Source organism: Cellulomonas sp. P4_B5_2, assembly GCF_056402235.1.
The window spans coordinates 1-16566 of sequence record NZ_JBFUHU010000033.1 but is presented as its reverse complement, the minus strand read 5'-3'; the positions used below and the strand labels follow the sequence as shown (position 1 = coordinate 16566).

12 protein-coding genes are annotated in these 16566 nt (G+C 72.3%); 5 read left to right on the top strand and 7 right to left on the bottom strand.

The features are described 5' to 3' along the window. Positions 1–124 precede the first annotated feature (124 nt). Together AC1DUQ_RS03975 and AC1DUQ_RS03970 are read right to left on the bottom strand one after the other, a co-directional pair. The gene (locus AC1DUQ_RS03975; RefSeq protein ID WP_477061812.1) at positions 125–817 is read right to left on the bottom strand and encodes a type 1 glutamine amidotransferase; all 693 of its coding nucleotides are present in this window, start codon (positions 815–817) and stop codon (positions 125–127) included. A 5-nt stretch (positions 818–822) separates the two neighbouring features. Then, a complete protein-coding gene (locus AC1DUQ_RS03970; protein ID WP_477061813.1) occupies positions 823–2277 on the bottom strand; it encodes a GuaB1 family IMP dehydrogenase-related protein in 1455 nt (484 codons plus the stop codon). A 178-nt stretch (positions 2278–2455) separates the two neighbouring features. On the opposite strand from AC1DUQ_RS03970, the gene dxs reads away from it, so the two are divergent. The 3 genes from dxs to pflA all read left to right on the top strand — a co-directional run bounded on the left by dxs (position 2456) and on the right by pflA (position 7573). After that, complete coding sequence (gene dxs / locus AC1DUQ_RS03965) at positions 2456–4339, top strand: 1-deoxy-D-xylulose-5-phosphate synthase (RefSeq protein ID WP_477061814.1); 1884 nt, start codon at positions 2456–2458, stop codon at positions 4337–4339. A gap of 89 nt (positions 4340–4428) precedes the next feature. Beyond that, the gene (gene pflB / locus AC1DUQ_RS03960; protein WP_477061815.1) at positions 4429–6702 is read left to right on the top strand and encodes a formate C-acetyltransferase; all 2274 of its coding nucleotides are present in this window, start codon (positions 4429–4431) and stop codon (positions 6700–6702) included. Between the two features lie 7 nt (positions 6703–6709). Then, on the top strand, positions 6710–7573 hold the full coding sequence (pflA, locus tag AC1DUQ_RS03955; protein WP_477061816.1) for a pyruvate formate-lyase-activating protein: 864 nt from the start codon (positions 6710–6712) through the stop codon (positions 7571–7573). Here pflA and AC1DUQ_RS03950 read toward each other — a convergent pair. The 5 genes from AC1DUQ_RS03950 to AC1DUQ_RS03930 form a co-directional block, all read right to left on the bottom strand. Beyond that, a complete protein-coding gene (locus tag AC1DUQ_RS03950; protein ID WP_477061817.1) occupies positions 7570–9684 on the bottom strand; it encodes a 3-hydroxyacyl-CoA dehydrogenase NAD-binding domain-containing protein in 2115 nt (704 codons plus the stop codon). The genes pflA and AC1DUQ_RS03950 overlap by 4 nt on opposite strands. Beyond that, the gene (locus AC1DUQ_RS03945; protein ID WP_477061818.1) at positions 9681–10925 is read right to left on the bottom strand and encodes a thiolase family protein; all 1245 of its coding nucleotides are present in this window, start codon (positions 10923–10925) and stop codon (positions 9681–9683) included. Before AC1DUQ_RS03945 ends, AC1DUQ_RS03950 begins: the two co-directional genes overlap by 4 nt. A 121-nt stretch (positions 10926–11046) precedes the next feature. Further along, positions 11047–12342 carry an HRDC domain-containing protein gene (locus AC1DUQ_RS03940; RefSeq protein WP_477061819.1) on the bottom strand — a complete coding sequence of 432 codons (1296 nt, stop codon included), beginning with the start codon at positions 12340–12342 and terminating at the stop codon, positions 11047–11049. A gap of 92 nt (positions 12343–12434) precedes the next feature. Next, positions 12435–12953: a helix-turn-helix transcriptional regulator gene (locus tag AC1DUQ_RS03935; RefSeq protein ID WP_477061820.1), complete on the bottom strand. Its 519-nt coding sequence runs from the start codon at positions 12951–12953 to the stop codon at positions 12435–12437. Between the two features lie 71 nt (positions 12954–13024). Continuing rightward, positions 13025–13609: a DUF3000 domain-containing protein gene (locus tag AC1DUQ_RS03930; RefSeq protein WP_056092118.1), complete on the bottom strand. Its 585-nt coding sequence runs from the start codon at positions 13607–13609 to the stop codon at positions 13025–13027. Positions 13610–13849: 240 nt separating this feature from the next. Between AC1DUQ_RS03930 and gndA the strand changes: the two genes are divergently transcribed. Further along, a complete protein-coding gene (gene gndA / locus AC1DUQ_RS03925) occupies positions 13850–15304 on the top strand; it encodes an NADP-dependent phosphogluconate dehydrogenase (RefSeq protein ID WP_477073418.1) in 1455 nt (484 codons plus the stop codon). After that, a complete protein-coding gene (locus tag AC1DUQ_RS03920; RefSeq protein WP_477061822.1) occupies positions 15301–16533 on the top strand; it encodes a carboxylate--amine ligase in 1233 nt (410 codons plus the stop codon). Before gndA ends, AC1DUQ_RS03920 begins: the two co-directional genes overlap by 4 nt. Positions 16534–16566 lie beyond the last annotated feature (33 nt).

Genomic DNA, 16566 nt, shown 5'->3' with positions numbered 1-16566 from the left:
GCAGCGGGCCGCGCCGTCGAGACGTCCTCGAGCACGCGGGCCGGGTCGGCCCGCCAGTCGACCCCTCGTGCGCACAGGTCGACGAGCTCGGCGCGCGCCCCGCTGACGTCCGGCGTCGGGTGCGTCATCCGCGGGCCCGGACGAGCTCCCCGAAGCCGGCGAACATCTTCTCCGCGGCCGGGACGAGCCCRGGCAGGTGCCGAGCGCCGGCCGAGCGGATCTCGTCGATGTCGTCGTCCGAGAGCTCGCCGACCATGTCCGGCGTGGAGAGCCAGAGGTCGAGCATCCCGGCGTCGAGCTCGGGGTGGAACTGCAGGCCGAGCGCGCTGCCCGCCCGGAACGCCTGCACGGGCGTCGCCTCGGTCGAGGCCAGGAGCGTGGCGCCCGGCGGCAGGTCGACGGTGTCCGAGTGCCAGTGCAGCACGGTCGGACGGGTGCCGAGCGCGCCGAGCACGGGGTCATCGACGTCGATGTCGACGGGCGCGAACCCGATCTCGGTGGCCGCCCGCAGGTGCAGGTGCGAGCCGAGCGCCAGCGCGAGCAGCTGCATGCCCAGGCACACGCCGAGCACGGGCACGTCGGCCTCGACGGCCGCCACGAGGAGCGCCCGCTCGGCGGCCAGGCCCGGGTGGCCACGCACGTCGTCGGCGTCCATCGGACCACCCATGACGACCACCCCGGAGACCTCGTCGAGAGCAGGCAGCCGCGCGTCCTCGAGGTCGAGGACGGTGCGCACGCGCAGCGGTGCGTCGAGCCCGCGGGCGATCAGCCCGGGGCCCTCGTGCGGGGCGTGCGTGATCACCAGGACGGGACGCATGTCGGTCACCACCCGTCGGGCAGCGGGCGCCCCTCCTCGTAGCCCGCAGCCGACTGGATCCCGACGACGGCGCGCTCGTGCAGCTCGTCGATCGTCGTGGCGCCGACGTAGGTCGCGGCCGAGCGCACGCCGGCGGTGATCGTGTCGATGAGGTCCTCGACGCCCGGGCGGCGGGGGTCCAGGAACATGCGCGAGGAGGAGATGCCCTCCTCGTACAGCGCCTTGCGGGCCCGGTCGAACGCGGAGCCACCCTTGGTGCGGGCCGCGACGGCACGTGCCGACGCCATCCCGAAGCTCTCCTTGTACAGCCGGCCGTTGCCGTCCTCGTGCAGGTCGCCCGGCGACTCGTGCGTGCCGGCGAACCAGGACCCGACCATGACCTGCGAGGCGCCGGCGGCCAGCGCGAGCGCGACGTCGCGGGGGTGCCGCACGCCGCCGTCGGCCCACACGTGCTTGCCGAGGCGCCGAGCCTCGGCGGCGCACTCGAGCACCGCGGAGAACTGCGGGCGCCCGACGGCGGTCATCATGCGCGTGGTGCACATGGCTCCCGGACCGACGCCTACCTTGACGATGTCCGCGCCGGCGGCGATCAGGTCGCGCGTTCCCTCGGCGGTGACCACGTTCCCCGCGACCACCGGCACGTGAGGGTCGAGGGAGCGGACCGCGCCCAGCGCGTCGAGCATCTTGCGCTGGTGGCCGTGCGCGGTGTCGACCACGAGGACGTCGACCCCGGCATCGAGCAGCTCGAGAGCCTTCTGCTTGACGTCACCGTTGATGCCCACGGCCGCCGCCACGCGCAGGTGCCCCTGGGCGTCCACGGCGGGCTGGTAGATGGACGAGCGCAGCGCGCCGATCCGGGTGAGCACACCGACGAGCTCCCCGTCGCGCACGACGGGGGAGAACTTGCGACGCGAGCCGTGCAGTTTCTCGAAGGCCGCCTCCAGCCCGCGCAGCCCGCCCTGCTCGATGATCGCGAGGTCCACGGTGGTCGGGTGGGCGGTCATGACCTCCTCCACCTGCGTGAACCGGTCGACCCCCTGGCAGTCGGCCTCGGTGACGACCCCGACGGGCTTGCCGTCGTCGACCACGACCGCGGCGCCGTGCGAGCGCTTGCCGATGAGGGTGAGGGCCGTGTGCACCGTGTCGTGGCGGCTGACCACGACGGCGGTCTCCACGACGGTGTGCCGCGCCTTGACCGAGGCCACGACCTCGGCCACGACGTCCGTCGGGACGTCCTGGGGGAGGACGGTGATGCCCCCGCGACGGGCGACGGTCTCGGCCATCCGACGTCCGGCGACGGCAGTCATGTTGGCGACGACGATCGGGACGGTGGTGCCGGTGCCGTCGACGGCGGTGAGGTCGACGTCGAAGCGGGAGGTGACCTCGGAACGCGACGGGACGAGGAAGACGTCTCCGTAGGTGAGGTCGGAGGTGGCCGCGTGGCCAGGCAGGAAGCGCATGGGTGTCCCCTTTCCGATCCATGATAGTCGGTCGGACGTCCCTCTTCACGGGGCCTCCACGGGCTCCTGACCAGCCTCGGCGCGTCGTCCGGCTCCGGTCCATCTACAGTGTGGGCACAGCTTTCGGCGTCCGCAGCGTGCGGCATCGTCGCCGCACACCGGAGGAGGAGGCACCACCATGGGTCAGCTCGACCGCATCAGCTCCCCGGACGACGTGCGCCGGCTCACCGCGCGCCAGGCGGACGACCTCGCCGCCGAGATCCGCACCTTCCTGGTCGACCGGGTGTCCCGCACGGGCGGCCACCTCGGTCCCAACCTCGGCGTCGTCGAGCTGACGATCGCCATGCACCGCGTGTTCGAGTCGCCGCTGGACACCATGGTGTTCGACACCGGCCACCAGGCGTACGTGCACAAGCTGCTCACCGGCCGCCGCGACTTCTCGCAGCTGCGCAGCAAGGGTGGCCTGTCCGGCTATCCCAGCCGCGCGGAGTCCGTGCACGACGTCGTCGAGAACTCGCACGCCTCGACCGCGCTCAGCTGGGCGGACGGCATCGCCAAGGCCAACGAGCTCACCGGCCGCGGCGACCGGCACGTGGTCGCGGTGATCGGGGACGGCGCGCTGACCGGCGGCATGGCCTGGGAGGCGCTGAACAACATCGCGGCGGGCCAGGACCGCCGGCTGGTGATCGTCGTCAACGACAACGGCCGCTCCTACGCSCCGACGATCGGCGGCCTCGCCCACCACCTCGACACCCTGCGCACCACGCGCGGCTACGAGAACGTCCTGTCCTGGGGCAAGCGCACGCTGCGCCGCTCCGGGCCTCCCGGCCGCGCCACCTACGACGCGCTGCACGGCATGAAGAAGGGCATCAAGGACGTCCTGGTGCCGCAGGGCATGTTCGAGGACCTGGGCATCAAGTACGTCGGCCCGGTGGACGGGCACGACGTGCGCGTGGTCGAGCGGGCGCTGCGCAACGCCAAGGCGTTCGGCGGGCCGGTCATCGTGCACGTCATCACCGAGAAGGGCCGCGGCTACGTGCCGGCCGAGCAGGACGTCGCGGACCGGTTCCACGCGGTCGGCAAGATCCACCCCGAGACCGGGCTGCCCGTGGCGCCCTCGCGGTTCGAGTGGACCAGCGTGTTCGCCGACGAGCTCGTGCGGATCGGGCGCCGGCGGCCGGACGTCGTGGCCATCACCGCGGCGATGCTCCAGCCGGTCGGGCTCGCGCCGTTCGCCGCGGAGTTCCCCTCGCGCGTGTTCGACGTCGGGATCGCCGAGCAGCACGCGGCGACGTCCGCGGCGGGGATGGCGTTCGGCGGTCTGCACCCGGTGGTGGCCGTGTACGCCACGTTCCTCAACCGCGCGTTCGACCAGATCCTCATGGACGTCGCCCTGCACAAGGCCGGCGTGACGTTCGTGCTCGACCGCGCCGGCCTCACGGGGTCGGACGGCGCGAGCCACAACGGCATGTGGGACCTGGCGATGCTCGGGGTCGTCCCGGGGCTCCGGCTGGCGGCTCCGCGCGACGAGGAGACGCTGCGCGACGCCCTGCGCACCGCCGTGGACGTCGACGACGCCCCCACGGTCGTCCGGTACCCCAAGGGCGCCCTCGTGGACCCGGTGCCCGCGATCGACCACCTGGACGGCATCGACATCCTGGCCCGGCACGACGGCCCCGTCGACGCGCCGCACGTGCTCGTCGTGGGCTACGGCGCCATGGCGCAGACCGCGCTCGAGACGGCGGAGGTGCTCGCCGCGCACAAGCTCAGGGTCACGGTCGTCGACCCCCGGTGGGTCCTGCCGGTCGCCGCGGCGCTGACCAAGCTGGTCGGCGACCACGACCACGTGGTCACGATCGAGGACGGCGTGGTCGACGGGGGCCTCGGATCGGTGGTCGCGCAGCGTGCGCGCGAGGCCGGTATCGGCACCCCGGTGCAGGCGTTCGGCATCCCGCGGGAGTTCCTCGACCACGCCACCCGCGAGCAGCTGGTGACCGAGCTGCGCCTGCGTCCTGCGGACGTCGCCCGCGATACGCTCGCGGCGCTCGGCCTGTCGTCGTGATGACCCGCATCACACGGGGCCTTAGGTCCTGGGACGAATCCTCGCCGCCTCCGTAACGTCGAGGTATCAGCAACGTCGGAGGAGCGCAAATGTCCACGAGCACCGTGTCCGCGAACACTCGGATCGAGCCCGCCGTCAGGCCGGCCTGGGAAGGGTTCGTCACCGGCCCCTGGGTGGACCGGATCGACGTCCGTGACTTCATCCAGCGCAACTACACGCCGTACATCGACGACGCGTCCTTCCTGGCGGGACCGACCGCCCGGACGACCGGCATCTGGGCCAAGCTGACCGAGATGTTCCCGGCGGAGCGCGCCCGCGGCGTCTACGACATCGACCAGCACACGCCCTCGACGATCACCTCGCACGAGCCGGGCTACATCGACCGCCACCACGAGCTCATCGTCGGCCTGCAGACGGACGCTCCGCTGAAGCGCGCGATCATGCCCAACGGCGGCTACCGGATGGTCGAGAAGGCGCTCGAGACCTACGGCTTCGCGCCCGACCCGATCGTCGGCGAGATCTTCACCAAGTACCGCAAGACCCACAACGACGGCGTGTTCGACGTCTACCCGCCCTCGGTGCGCGCGGCCCGGTCCTCGCACCTGATCACCGGCCTGCCGGACGCCTACGGCCGCGGCCGGATCATCGGCGACTACCGCCGCGTGGCCCTGTACGGCGTCGACGCCCTGATCGCGGCCAAGCGCGAGGACCGCGCGGACCTCGACAAGGAGCGCTCGTCGGAGGACGTCATCCGCGACCGCGAGGAGAACGCGGAGCAGATCCGCGCCCTGCAGGAGCTCAAGGCGATGGCCGCCACGTACGGCTACGACATCTCCGGTCCGGCGACGACGGCCAAGGAGGCCGTGCAGTGGCTCTACTTCGCGTACCTCGGTGCGGTGAAGGAGCAGAACGGCGCGGCCATGTCGCTGGGCCGCACGTCCACGTTCCTCGACGTCTTCATGCAGCGCGACCTCGCTGCGGGCCGGCTGACCGAGCAGGACGTCCAGGAGCTCGTCGACGACCTGGTCATCAAGCTGCGCATCGTGCGGTTCCTGCGCACCCCGGAGTACGACGAGCTGTTCTCGGGCGACCCCACCTGGGTGACCGAGTCGATCGGCGGCATCGGCGAGGACGGCCGCACCCTGGTCACCAAGACGTCCTTCCGGTTCCTGCAGACGCTCTACAACCTGGGCCCGGCGCCCGAGCCCAACCTGACGGTGCTCTGGAGCGACCGCCTGCCGGAGGGCTTCAAGCGCTTCTGCACGCAGGTCTCCATCGACACCTCCGCGCTGCAGTACGAGTCCGACGACCTGATCCGCGACTCCTGGGGTGACGACGCCGCGATCGCGTGCTGCGTCTCGCCCATGCGGGTGGGCAAGCAGATGCAGTTCTTCGGCGCGCGGATCAACCTGGCCAAGGCGCTGCTCTACGCCATCAACGGCGGTCGCGACGAGATGACGGGCAAGCAGGTGGCCCCCTCGGCGCCGGCCGTCACCGGTGACGTCCTCGACTACGACGACGTCGTGGCCAAGCTCGACGGGATGCTCGACTGGCTCGCCGAGACGTACGTGGACGCGCTCAACTGCGTGCACTTCATGCACGACAAGTACGCGTACGAGCGTCTCGAGATGGCCCTGCACGACCGCGCGATCCTGCGCACCATGGCCTGCGGCATCGCCGGGCTCTCGGTGGTCGCCGACTCCCTGTCGGCCATCAAGTACGCGGCCGTGCACCCGGTGCGGACCGTCGACGGCCTGATCACCGAGTACGAGGTCGAGGGCGACTTCCCGACCTACGGCAACGACGACGACCGTGCCGACGACATCGCGGTGTGGCTCGTCGAGCTGTTCATGACCAAGCTGCGCAAGACGCCGACGTACCGCAAGGCGCTGCACACGCAGTCCGTCCTGACCATCACGTCGAACGTGGTCTACGGGAAGTCCACGGGCTCCACGCCCGACGGGCGTCACGCCGGCCAGCCCTTCGCTCCGGGTGCCAACCCGATGAACGGGCGGGACGCGCACGGCATGCTCGCCTCCGCACTGTCCGTCGCGAAGATCCCCTACGGCGAGGCGCAGGACGGCATCTCGCTGACCTCGTCGGTCATCCCGACCGGCCTGGGGCGCACCCGCGACGAGCAGGTCACCAACCTGGTCGGTCTGCTGGACGCGTTCATGATGTCGTCGGGCTTCCACCTGAACATCAACGTGCTCAACCGCGAGACCCTGCTGGATGCCATGGAGCACCCCGAGGAGTACCCGCAGCTGACCATCCGGGTGTCGGGCTACGCCGTGAACTTCGTGCGGCTCACCCGTGAGCAGCAGCTCGACGTGCTGTCCCGCACGTTCCACGGATCGGTCTGACGAGGTCATGACCACCCAGGTGCACGATGCGGCGCCGTGGCCGGCCGTGCACCTGGGTCTGCCCCGGGCGCGGTCCGGGACGGCGGGGCTCTCCTCGATCGAGCTGGACCACGCGGCCAAGATGGCGGCGGTCAGGTCGGGCGCGGTCGGCTCGGTCCACTCCTGGGAGCTGGTCACGGCGGTGGACGGGCCGGGCACGCGCCTGACCGTCTTCCTGGCCGGCTGCCCGCTGCAGTGCCTGTACTGCCACAACCCCGACACCATGCAGATGCGTCGCGGCACGGACGTGACGGCCGACGAGATCCTCGCGCGGGTCGCCCGCTACCGCCCGGTGTTCAAGGCGACGGGTGGCGGGCTGACGATCTCGGGCGGTGAGCCCCTGATGCAGCCGGCGTTCCTGGCCAGATTGCTGCGCGGTGCCAAGGCGATGGACGTGCACACCACGGTCGACACGTCCGGGTTCCTGGGCAGCCAGTGCACGGACGCGATGCTCGAGGACATCGACCTGGTGCTCCTCGACATCAAGTCCGGCCTGCCGGACACGTACCGCAAGGCGACCGGGCGCGCGCTGCAGCCCACGCTGGACTTCGGTGCGCGGCTGCGGGCCGCGGGCAAGCGCACCTGGGTGCGGTTCGTGCTCGTCCCCGGGCTGACCGACGCCCCGGAGAACGTCGAGGCCGTGGCCGACCACGTCGTGAAGCTCGGCTCCGTCGTCGAGCGCGTCGAGGTGCTGCCCTTCCACCAGATGGGCCGCGACAAGTGGGACGAGCTGGGGATGCGCTATGAGCTGGCCGAGACGCAGCCCCCGGCCCCGGAGCTCGTCGAGCGCGTGCGCGCGACGTTCCGGGACCGAGGGCTGAGCGTCTACTAGGCGGGCACGTTCGCGACGCCGTCGGGGAGGATCCGCCGGCCCAGGACGCGCTCGGAGTAGCCGGTGCGGTCCAGGTACGGCGTGAGCCCACCGAGGTGGAAGCCCCAGCCGGCACCCAGGATCATGCAGAGGTCGATCTGCTGCGGGGTGGCGACGACGCCCTCCTCCAGCATGTGCCCGACCTCGACGGTGAGGGCGGTGAGGACGCTGTCCAGCACGCCCGCCTCGTCGAGCGGGGTGCCGGTCGTCTCGCGCGAGCTGTCGAAGACCGCCTGGATGGCGGGGTCGACCGGCTTCGGCAGCCCCTTGGCCCTCGCCGGCAGCACGACCGTGGTGCCCTCGGCGACGAGCTTCTCGAGGCCGGGGGAGCGGGGGAACCGGTCGCCCAGCTCCTCGCGCAGCGAGGTCAGGACGTGCAGGCCGACGGCCGGTCCGACCAGGTCGAACAGCTCGAACGGCGGCATGGGCAGGCCGAGCGGCCGCAGCGCGCGGTCCGCGACCTCGACCGGCGTGCCCTTCTCGACGGCGTCGACGATCACGCCGAGCAGCAGGACCAGCAGCCGGTTGACGACGAAGCCGGGACGGTCCGCCACGAGGACGGCCGTCTTGCGCAGCTTGGCCGCCACCGCGAACCCGGTGGCGAGCGCCTCGAGCGACGTGTGCTCGGCCTGCACGACCTCCACCAGCGGCATCGCGGCCACGGGGTTGAAGAAGTGCAGCCCGACGACGCGCTCGGGGTGCTGCAGGTCGGCCGCCATCGCGGAGACGGACAGCGCCGAGGTGTTCGTCGCCAGGATGGTCGTCGGGGAGATGACGGTCTCCAGCTCGGCGAACACCCGCTTCTTCAGGTCGAGGATCTCGGTGACGGCCTCGATGACGAGGTCGCACGACGCGAACTCGGCGAGGTCGGTCGTGCCCTGGATCGAGCCGAGCAGCCTGCTGGCGGCCGACTCGCTCATCCGACCGGTCGACGTGAGGCGGTCCACGGACGACCTCACGGCGGCCAGGCCCTTGTCGACCCGCTCCTGGTCCAGGTCCCGCATGACGACCGGGACGCCGAGGCGCTGCGCGAACAGCATCGCGATCTGCGCGGCCATGAGCCCGGCACCGACGATGCCGACGCGGGTGACCGGCTGCGCGAGCGAGCGGTCGGGGGCGCCGACGGGCTTCTTGCCACCGGACACGAGCCCGAACGCGTACACCGACGCGCGCATCTCGTCGCTCATGATCAGGTCGGCGAGCGCCTCGTCCTCGGCAACGAACGCCTCCTCGCGGGTGGCCGTGCGGGCGGCAGCCACGAGGTCGAGCGCCCGGTACGGGGCCGGACGCGAGCGGTTGATGACCGCGTCGAGGCGCTGGCGGGCGGCCGCGACGACGCTGTCCCACACCTCGGCGGAGTCGAGCTCGCGACGCTCGACGACGACCTCGCCGGTCACCACGCGGGCGGCCCAGCGGATGGACTCCTCGAGGAAGTCCGCCGGGTCCAGCACGACGTCCATCAGACCGAGCGTCGTCGCCTCGACCGCAGCGAACGGCTTGTTGGCCGCAGGCCGGGTGAGGATGACGTCGAGCGCCTTCTCCACCCCGATCAGCCGGGGCACGATGTACGCGCCGCCCCAGCCGGGCACCAGGCCCAGGCCGGTCTCGGGCAGCGCGAGGGCGCGGACGTCGGACGCCACCGTGCGGTAGTCGCAGTTGAGCGCCAGCTCCATGCCGCCGCCCAGGGCGACACCGTTGACGAACGCGAAGGTGGGCACGCCCATGGTGTGCAGCAGCTCGTACGCGCGGTGCCCGTTCTGGCCGAGCTGCAGCGCGCCCTCGCGGCCGGGCACGGAGCCGATCTGGGTGAGGTCAGCGCCGGCTGCCAGGTAGTACGGCTTCCCGGTGACGGCGACGGCGACGATCTCGCCCGCCGCGGCACGCGCCTGCTGAGCCGTGAGGGTCTCCGTCAGCTCGGCCATGCCGAGCGGGCCGAGAGTCGTCGGCTTGGTGTGGTCGAGGCCGTTGTCGATGGTGACGAGCGCCAGCGTGCCGGCGCCGCCGGGCAGCGCGACGTCGCGGGCGAGCGCGTGGGAGACGCGCTCGGGGCGCGCGGTGGTCTCGGTGCTCACTTGGTGGCCCCCTCGAGTGCGTCGTAGTCGGCGTGGTGCGGGTTCTCCCAGATGACGGTGCCGCCCTGGCCCAGGCCGACGCACATCGTGGTCAGGCCGTAGCGGACGTCCGGGTTCTCCTCGAACTGGCGGGCCAGCTGGGTCATCAGGCGCACGCCCGACGACGCCAGCGGGTGGCCGACCGCGATCGCGCCGCCGTACTGGTTGACGCGGGGGTCGTCGTCGGCGATGCCGAACGCGTCGAGGAACGAGAGCACCTGCACGGCGAAGGCCTCGTTGATCTCGAACAGGCCGATGTCCTCGATGGACAGGCCGGCACGGTCGAGGGCCTTGACGGTGGCCGGCACCGGGCCGATACCCATGATCTCGGGCTCGACCCCGGCGTACGCGAAGGACACCATCCGCATGCGCGTGGGCAGACCCAGCTCGGCGGCGGTCTCCTCGGCGGCGAGCAGGCAGGACGCGGCGCCGTCGGTGAGGGGTGCGGCGGTCCCGGCGGTGACCCGGCCACCCGCGCGGAACGGCGTGGGCAGCGTCAGGATCGCCTCGACCGTGGTGCCCGGGCGCGGCGGCTCGTCGGCGGTGGCCAGGCCCCAGCCGTTCTCCGGGTCGCGCAGCGCGACGGGGACCAGGTCGGGGTCGATCTTGCCGGCGGCGAGCGCCGCGGCGTACTTGTCCTGGCTGGCGACGCCGAACGCGTCGGCCCGCTCGCGCGTCAGGGCCGGGAACTTGTCGTGCAGGTTCTCGGCGGTGACGCCCATGTTCAGGGCGTCGTTGGCGACCAGCCGCTCCGACAGGAACCGCGGGTTCGGGTCCGCGTCGAAGCCCATCGGGTGGTGGCCCATGTGCTCGACGCCGCCGGCCAGGGCGACGTCCTGCGCACCGAACCCGATGGCCGCCGCGGTGTTGGTCACCGCGGTCATCGCGCCGGCGCACATGCGGTCGATCGCGTAGCCGGGGACGGACCGGGGGAGCCCGGCCAGCACGCCGACGGTGCGACCGAGCGTSAGGCCCTGGTCGCCCTGCTGGGTGGTCGCGGCGATGGCGACCTCGTCGATGCGCTCGGGCGGGAGCTGCGGGTGGCGCCGGAGCAGCTCGCGGACGGTCTTGACCGAGAGGTCGTCGGCGCGGGTGTGGGCGTACAGACCGTCCTTGCGCGCGCGGCCGAACGGGGTGCGGACCCCGTCGACGAACACGACGCGGCGGACGAGGGCTGCGGGTCGCGGAGATGTGGTGGGCATCGAGCCTCCAGGGCGGGACGGCGGTGTCCGACGAGCACGCGAGAGCGGGCCCGTGACGGCCGACGCTACCCGGGTGTCCCGGGCGTGGCCAGCCATAAGTTACTGAAGAGTAACAGGGACGTTAGTCCTGGGGGAGGGTCGCGAACGCCTCGGCCAGCAGGTCCGCGACGAGGCCGATCTGCCACGGCCGCGCACCGCCCGCCTGCAGGAATCCGGCGATCGAGTCAGCATCGAGACGCGCGGGAGGCGTCCAGCACAGCCGGCGCAGCAGGTCGGGCTGGAGCAGGTTCTCCGCCGGCACCTCGTGGGTCGTCGAGAGCTTCGCGACCACGTCACGAGCGGCGACCAGGCGTGCGGCCGCCTGGGGGTCCTTCTCGGCCCAGGCTCGGGGCGGCGGCGGCGCGTCGCTCTTCGGACCGCGCACCGACGGGAGGTCTGCCTCGGGAGTCGCGAGGCCGCGATCGATGGCCTGCTGCCACAGGACCGCGCGTCGGCGGGTGCCCTTGCCCGCGAACGCCGGGAGCGCCGTGAGTGCGGCGACAGAGCCGGGCAGCGCCTGCGCCGCCGCGACGATCGCGTGGTCGGGCAGGACCCGGCCGGGAGAGATGTCGCGGGTGCGGGCGTTCTGGTCGCGCGTGAGCCACAGCTCACGGACGACGGCGAGCCTGCGGGCGTCGCGGATGGCGTGGAGGCCCGAGACCCGCCGCCACGGCTCGACCCGGGGCGCCGGCAGGGGCGCGGTGCGGACGGCCTCGAACTCCTGGGCAGCCCACTCGGCCTTGCCCGCCACGGCCAGGCGCTCGGCCAGCACCTCGCGGAGCTCGACGAGTACCTCGACGTCGAGCGCGGCATAGCGCAGCCACTCGGCCGGCAGCGGCCGGGTGGACCAGTCGACCGCCGAGTGCTCCTTGGCCAGGCCCAGGCCGAGGGCGTCCGCCACGACCGCGGCCAGCCCGACCCGGTCGAGTCCGAGCAGGCGGGCCCCGAGCTCGGTGTCGAACACGCGGCTCGGTCGCAGGCCCTGCTCAGCGAGACCAGGAAGGTCCTGCGAGGCGGCGTGCAGGACCCACTCGACACCCACCAGGGCGTCCGAGAGCGAGGATAGGTCGGGCACCGCGATCGGGTCGATCAGGGCGGTGCCGGCGCCTTCGCGCCGGAGCTGGACCAGGTAGGTGCGCTGACCGTAGCGGTAGCCCGACGCACGTTCCGCGTCCACAGCCACGGGCCCTGTACCGGCCCCGAACGCGGCGACGACGGCCGCCAGGGCCTCGGGCGTCTCGACGACGGGCGGGATGCCCTCGGCGGGCTCGGTGAGCATGACGATCTCGGGACCGGGTTCCACCGTGGGGGAGTCGTCAGGGTTCTCCGGAGGCTCGGATGCCCCAGCAGGGGCGCCGGGGATCGCCTCAGGTCGCATGGGGTCAACGGTAAGCGACGACGGGGACGCATCTGCGCAGGCCGCGCGGGCGGCGCGTACGACCGCGGGTGCGGCATCCGTACACGCGCAGGTCAGGACAGCACGCCGCCGCGGATGGAGATGGCGACCAGCTCGGCGCGGTCACCCGTGCCCAGCTTGCGGGAGATGCGGGCCAGGTGGCTCTTCACGGTGAGTGCCGAGAGGCCGAGGTCCTCGCCGATGAGGCGGTTGGTGCGGCCGTCCGCGACGAGCTTGAGCACGCTGACCTCACGGGCGGTCAGGTCGGGCAGCGGCGGGGGCGGCGCCGTGACGGCCGCTGAACGCGGCAGGCTCGGCGCCGTGGCACCGGCGACGACCCCGCGCAGGCCGCCCTGCAGCAGGATGCCCAGCTCGGGACGGCTGGCGCGGCGGGTGAGCACCACGACCCGCGGAGCTCCTCGGCGGCGGAGGTTGCGCACGAGGGGTGCGGCGTCGCCGTCGGCCACCTCGGTGACCACGACGCACATCTGCTGGGTGGAGGTGGGCGGCACCGTGCGGGAACCGGGCACGCCGGGCCGCAGCTCCGGACGTCGCACCGGGGCCAGGTCGCGTCGGAGAGGCTCGATGGTCACAGGCGAGTCATCGGCACCATGACCTGGCGACTTGAGCCGGTTGCGTTGCGCGTGCCCCCCCGGGCTCGTGTTCAGCGCCTCGGCCCGAAGGCGACGACGCCGTCGGGCAGGGGTTCGAGGCCGGCCGCGGTGCACAGGAGGGTGCCCCAGGCCTGCAGGTGTGGGCCGAGATCCTCGTCGGCGGCGGTCCACGAGGCGCGGATCTCCAGCTCGGTCTGCTCGGACCGGCGCTCCAGTGCGCCGAAGCTCTGTGACAGCACCCGAGTCACCGTGCCTCCGGCGGCGTGCGCGTCGAGACCGGACTCCTCGAGCGCGTCCGTGAACCAGGTCCACGCCACCTCGGCGAGCATCGGGTCGGCGCCGACCTCGGCCTCGAGCGTCGCCCGCACCAGCGTGACGAGGCGGAAGTGCCCGTCCCACGCCTCCTGGCCGGCGGGGTCGTACAGGACCACGAAACGCCCCGACGCCAGCTCGGAGGCGGCGACGGACCGGCGAGCGGTGCGCACCTCGGCGGTGAGTGCCGCGGAGAAGGGCGCGATGCGCGCCGGGCCGGGCACCTCGTCGAGGATCACCTCGGGGCGGACGGTCACCCGGCGCAACGAACGCAGCGCGCTGACGAACTCGACGGGGACGTCCTCCGGACCAGCGGGTGTCACGTGGTGGAGCGTACGGGCGACGTGACCCGAACGGGTGTCCGGCACGCCGCCGCCGTCGGGCGGCCGTCTCGGTGTCCGGCATGCCGATCCCGACCCGGGCATGCCGGACTAGGCTGGCTCGCGCACCCAGCACCCCCGGACGTCGCCGCACCCGACCTGCGCCTGCACGTGCCCCGCACCTGCTCGCCGCCGTCGCGGACGCGGCCCGTGCCGGCCGTCGATCGAAGGAGCACGCCCCGCATGGTCGCCTCAGGAACCGCCACCGGAACCGCGCAGATCGGCGTCACCGGGTTGGCGGTGATGGGCCGCAACCTGGCCCGGAACTTCGCGCGCAACGGCTACACGGTGGCGATCCACAACCGCTCGTACGCGAAGACCGCCTCGCTGGTGGCGGACCACGGCGACGAGGGCGCGTTCGTGCCGTCCGAGTCGGTCGAGGACTTCGTCGCGTCGCTGGCCCGGCCGCGCAAGGTCGTCGTGATGGTCAAGGCCGGCGGCCCCACGGACGCGGTCATCGACGAGCTCGTGCCGTTCCTGGAGGAGGGCGACATCGTCGTCGACGCCGGCAACGCGCACTTCCCGGACACGATCCGCCGCGAGGCCGCGCTGCGCGAGAAGGGCCTGCACTTCGTCGGGTCCGGCGTCTCGGGCGGCGAGGAGGGCGCGCTGCTCGGCCCGTCGATCATGCCTGGGGGCACCAAGGAGTCGTACGAGTCGCTCGGCCCGATCCTGGAGAAGATCTCCGCCAAGGTCGACGGCGTGCCGTGCTGCACCTACGTCGGTCCGGACGGCGCCGGGCACTTCGTGAAGATGGTGCACAACGGCATCGAGTACGCCGACATGCAGCTGATCGCCGAGGCCTACGACCTCCTGCGCCAGGGGCTGGGTGCCTCGGCCGCGGAGATCGGGCAGATCTTCGCCGAGTGGAACACCGGGGACCTGGAGTCGTTCCTGATCGAGATCACCGCGGACGTCCTGCAGCACGTGGACGCCGAGACGGGGTCGGCGTTCGTCGACATCGTGCTCGACCAGGCGGAGCAGAAGGGCACCGGCCGCTGGACGGTGCAGAACGGTCTGGACCTGGGGGTGCCGATCACCGGGATCGCCGAGGCCACGTTCGCCCGCGCGCTGTCCGGCTCCGTGCCGCAGCGCTCCGCCGCGGTCGGGGTCCTGCAGGCGCACACGACCGCGTGGGACGTCACCGACCGGGACGCGTTCATCGAGGACGTCCGCCTGGCCCTGTACGCCTCCAAGGTCGTCGCGTACTCGCAGGGGTTCGACCAGATCGCCGCAGCGAGCGCCGAGTTCGGCTGGGACATCGACCGCGGGGCCATGGCCCGGATCTGGCGCGGCGGCTGCATCATCCGCGCCCGGTTCCTCAACCGGATCACCGAGGCGTACGAGCGCGACGAGAACCTGCCGCTGCTGCTGGCGGACGAGTACTTCACCGGCGCGGTCGGCAACGGCGTGGCCGCCTGGCGCCGCATCGTGGCGGGTGCCGCACTGCACGGGGTGCCGACGCCGGCGTTCTCGTCCTCGCTGTCCTACTACGACGGGGTGCGCGCGCAGCGGCTGCCCGCGGCGCTGATCCAGGCGCAGCGCGACTTCTTCGGCGCGCACACCTACRAGCGCACCGACAAGGACGGCACGTTCCACACCGAGTGGTCCGGCGACCGTACCGAGCAGACCGCGTGAGCGGGGCGCCGCTGCAGCCCGTCATCCTCGGCGCCGACATCGGCGTGTACGCCCTGGCTCGGTCGTTCCACGAGGCCTACGGCGTCACGTCGGTGGTCGTGGCCGGCGCGGCGCTCGGGCCGGTCGCGCACTCGCGCATCGTCCGGCACGAGATCGTCGCCGACGGTCACGACCCGCGCCAGCTGGTGGACCGGCTCGTCGAGGTGGCGAAGGCCATGCCCGACAGCAGGCTGCTGCTCATGGCCAACTCGGACTGGCTGGTCCGGGTGGTCGTCCAGCACCGCGCGCTGCTCGAGCAGTACTACGTGGTCCCGTTCCTGTCCGAGCACCTGCTCGACCGGATCTCCGACAAGGCCACGTTCGCGGAGATCTGCGACGACCTCGGCATCTCGGTGCCGCGGACGATCGTGCAGGACTTCGGCTCGGAGCCCTGGGAAGCCGTCCCCGTCGACCTGGAGTACCCGCTGATCGCGAAGGCGGCCAGCAGCGCGGACTACCAGGATGTCGAGTTCGAGGGCAAGAAGAAGGTCTTCGAGATCGCCACGGCCGACGAGCTCACGTGGCTCTGGGGTGCGCTGCGCGGTGCGGGCTTCCGCGGCCGGTTCGTCGTGCAGGAGCTGGTGCCCGGCGACGACACGCAGATGCGCTCGATCACCGCGTACGTGGACACCCACGGCGAGATCACCCTGCTGTGCTCGGCGCACGTGCTGCTCGAGGAGCACACGCCGTCCGGCCTGGGCAATCCCGCGGCCATGATCACGTCCCGCGACGACGCGATGCTCGACCAGGCGCGCACGTTCCTGACATCCACCGGGTACCGCGGGTTCGCCAACTTCGACGTCAAGGTGGATCCGCGCACGGGAGCGTTCCGGTTCTTCGAGGTCAACCCGCGGATCGGCCGGAACAACTACTACGTGACCGCTGCGGGGGCCAATCCGATGCGGTTCGTGGTCGAGGACGCGGTCGAGGGGCGCTCGGTGCCTCCGGTGGTGGTCGACAAGGAGATCCTCTACTCGGTCGTCCCGAACCGGCTCCTGCTGCGCTACGTGCGCGATCCCGAGCTGGCGGCACGGGTGCGCCGACTGATCGCGGCGAAGGCGGTCGCCCGGCCGCTGCAGTACCGCGGGGACCTGTCGCCGCGCCGGCGCCTCTACGTGTGGATGGCGCTGGTCAACCAGGTCCGCAAGTTCCGCCGGTACTACCCGGAGCTCACCTCGACCGGGTTCTGAGCACGTGCGAGAGGCCGGGGGGCCCCCCCCGGG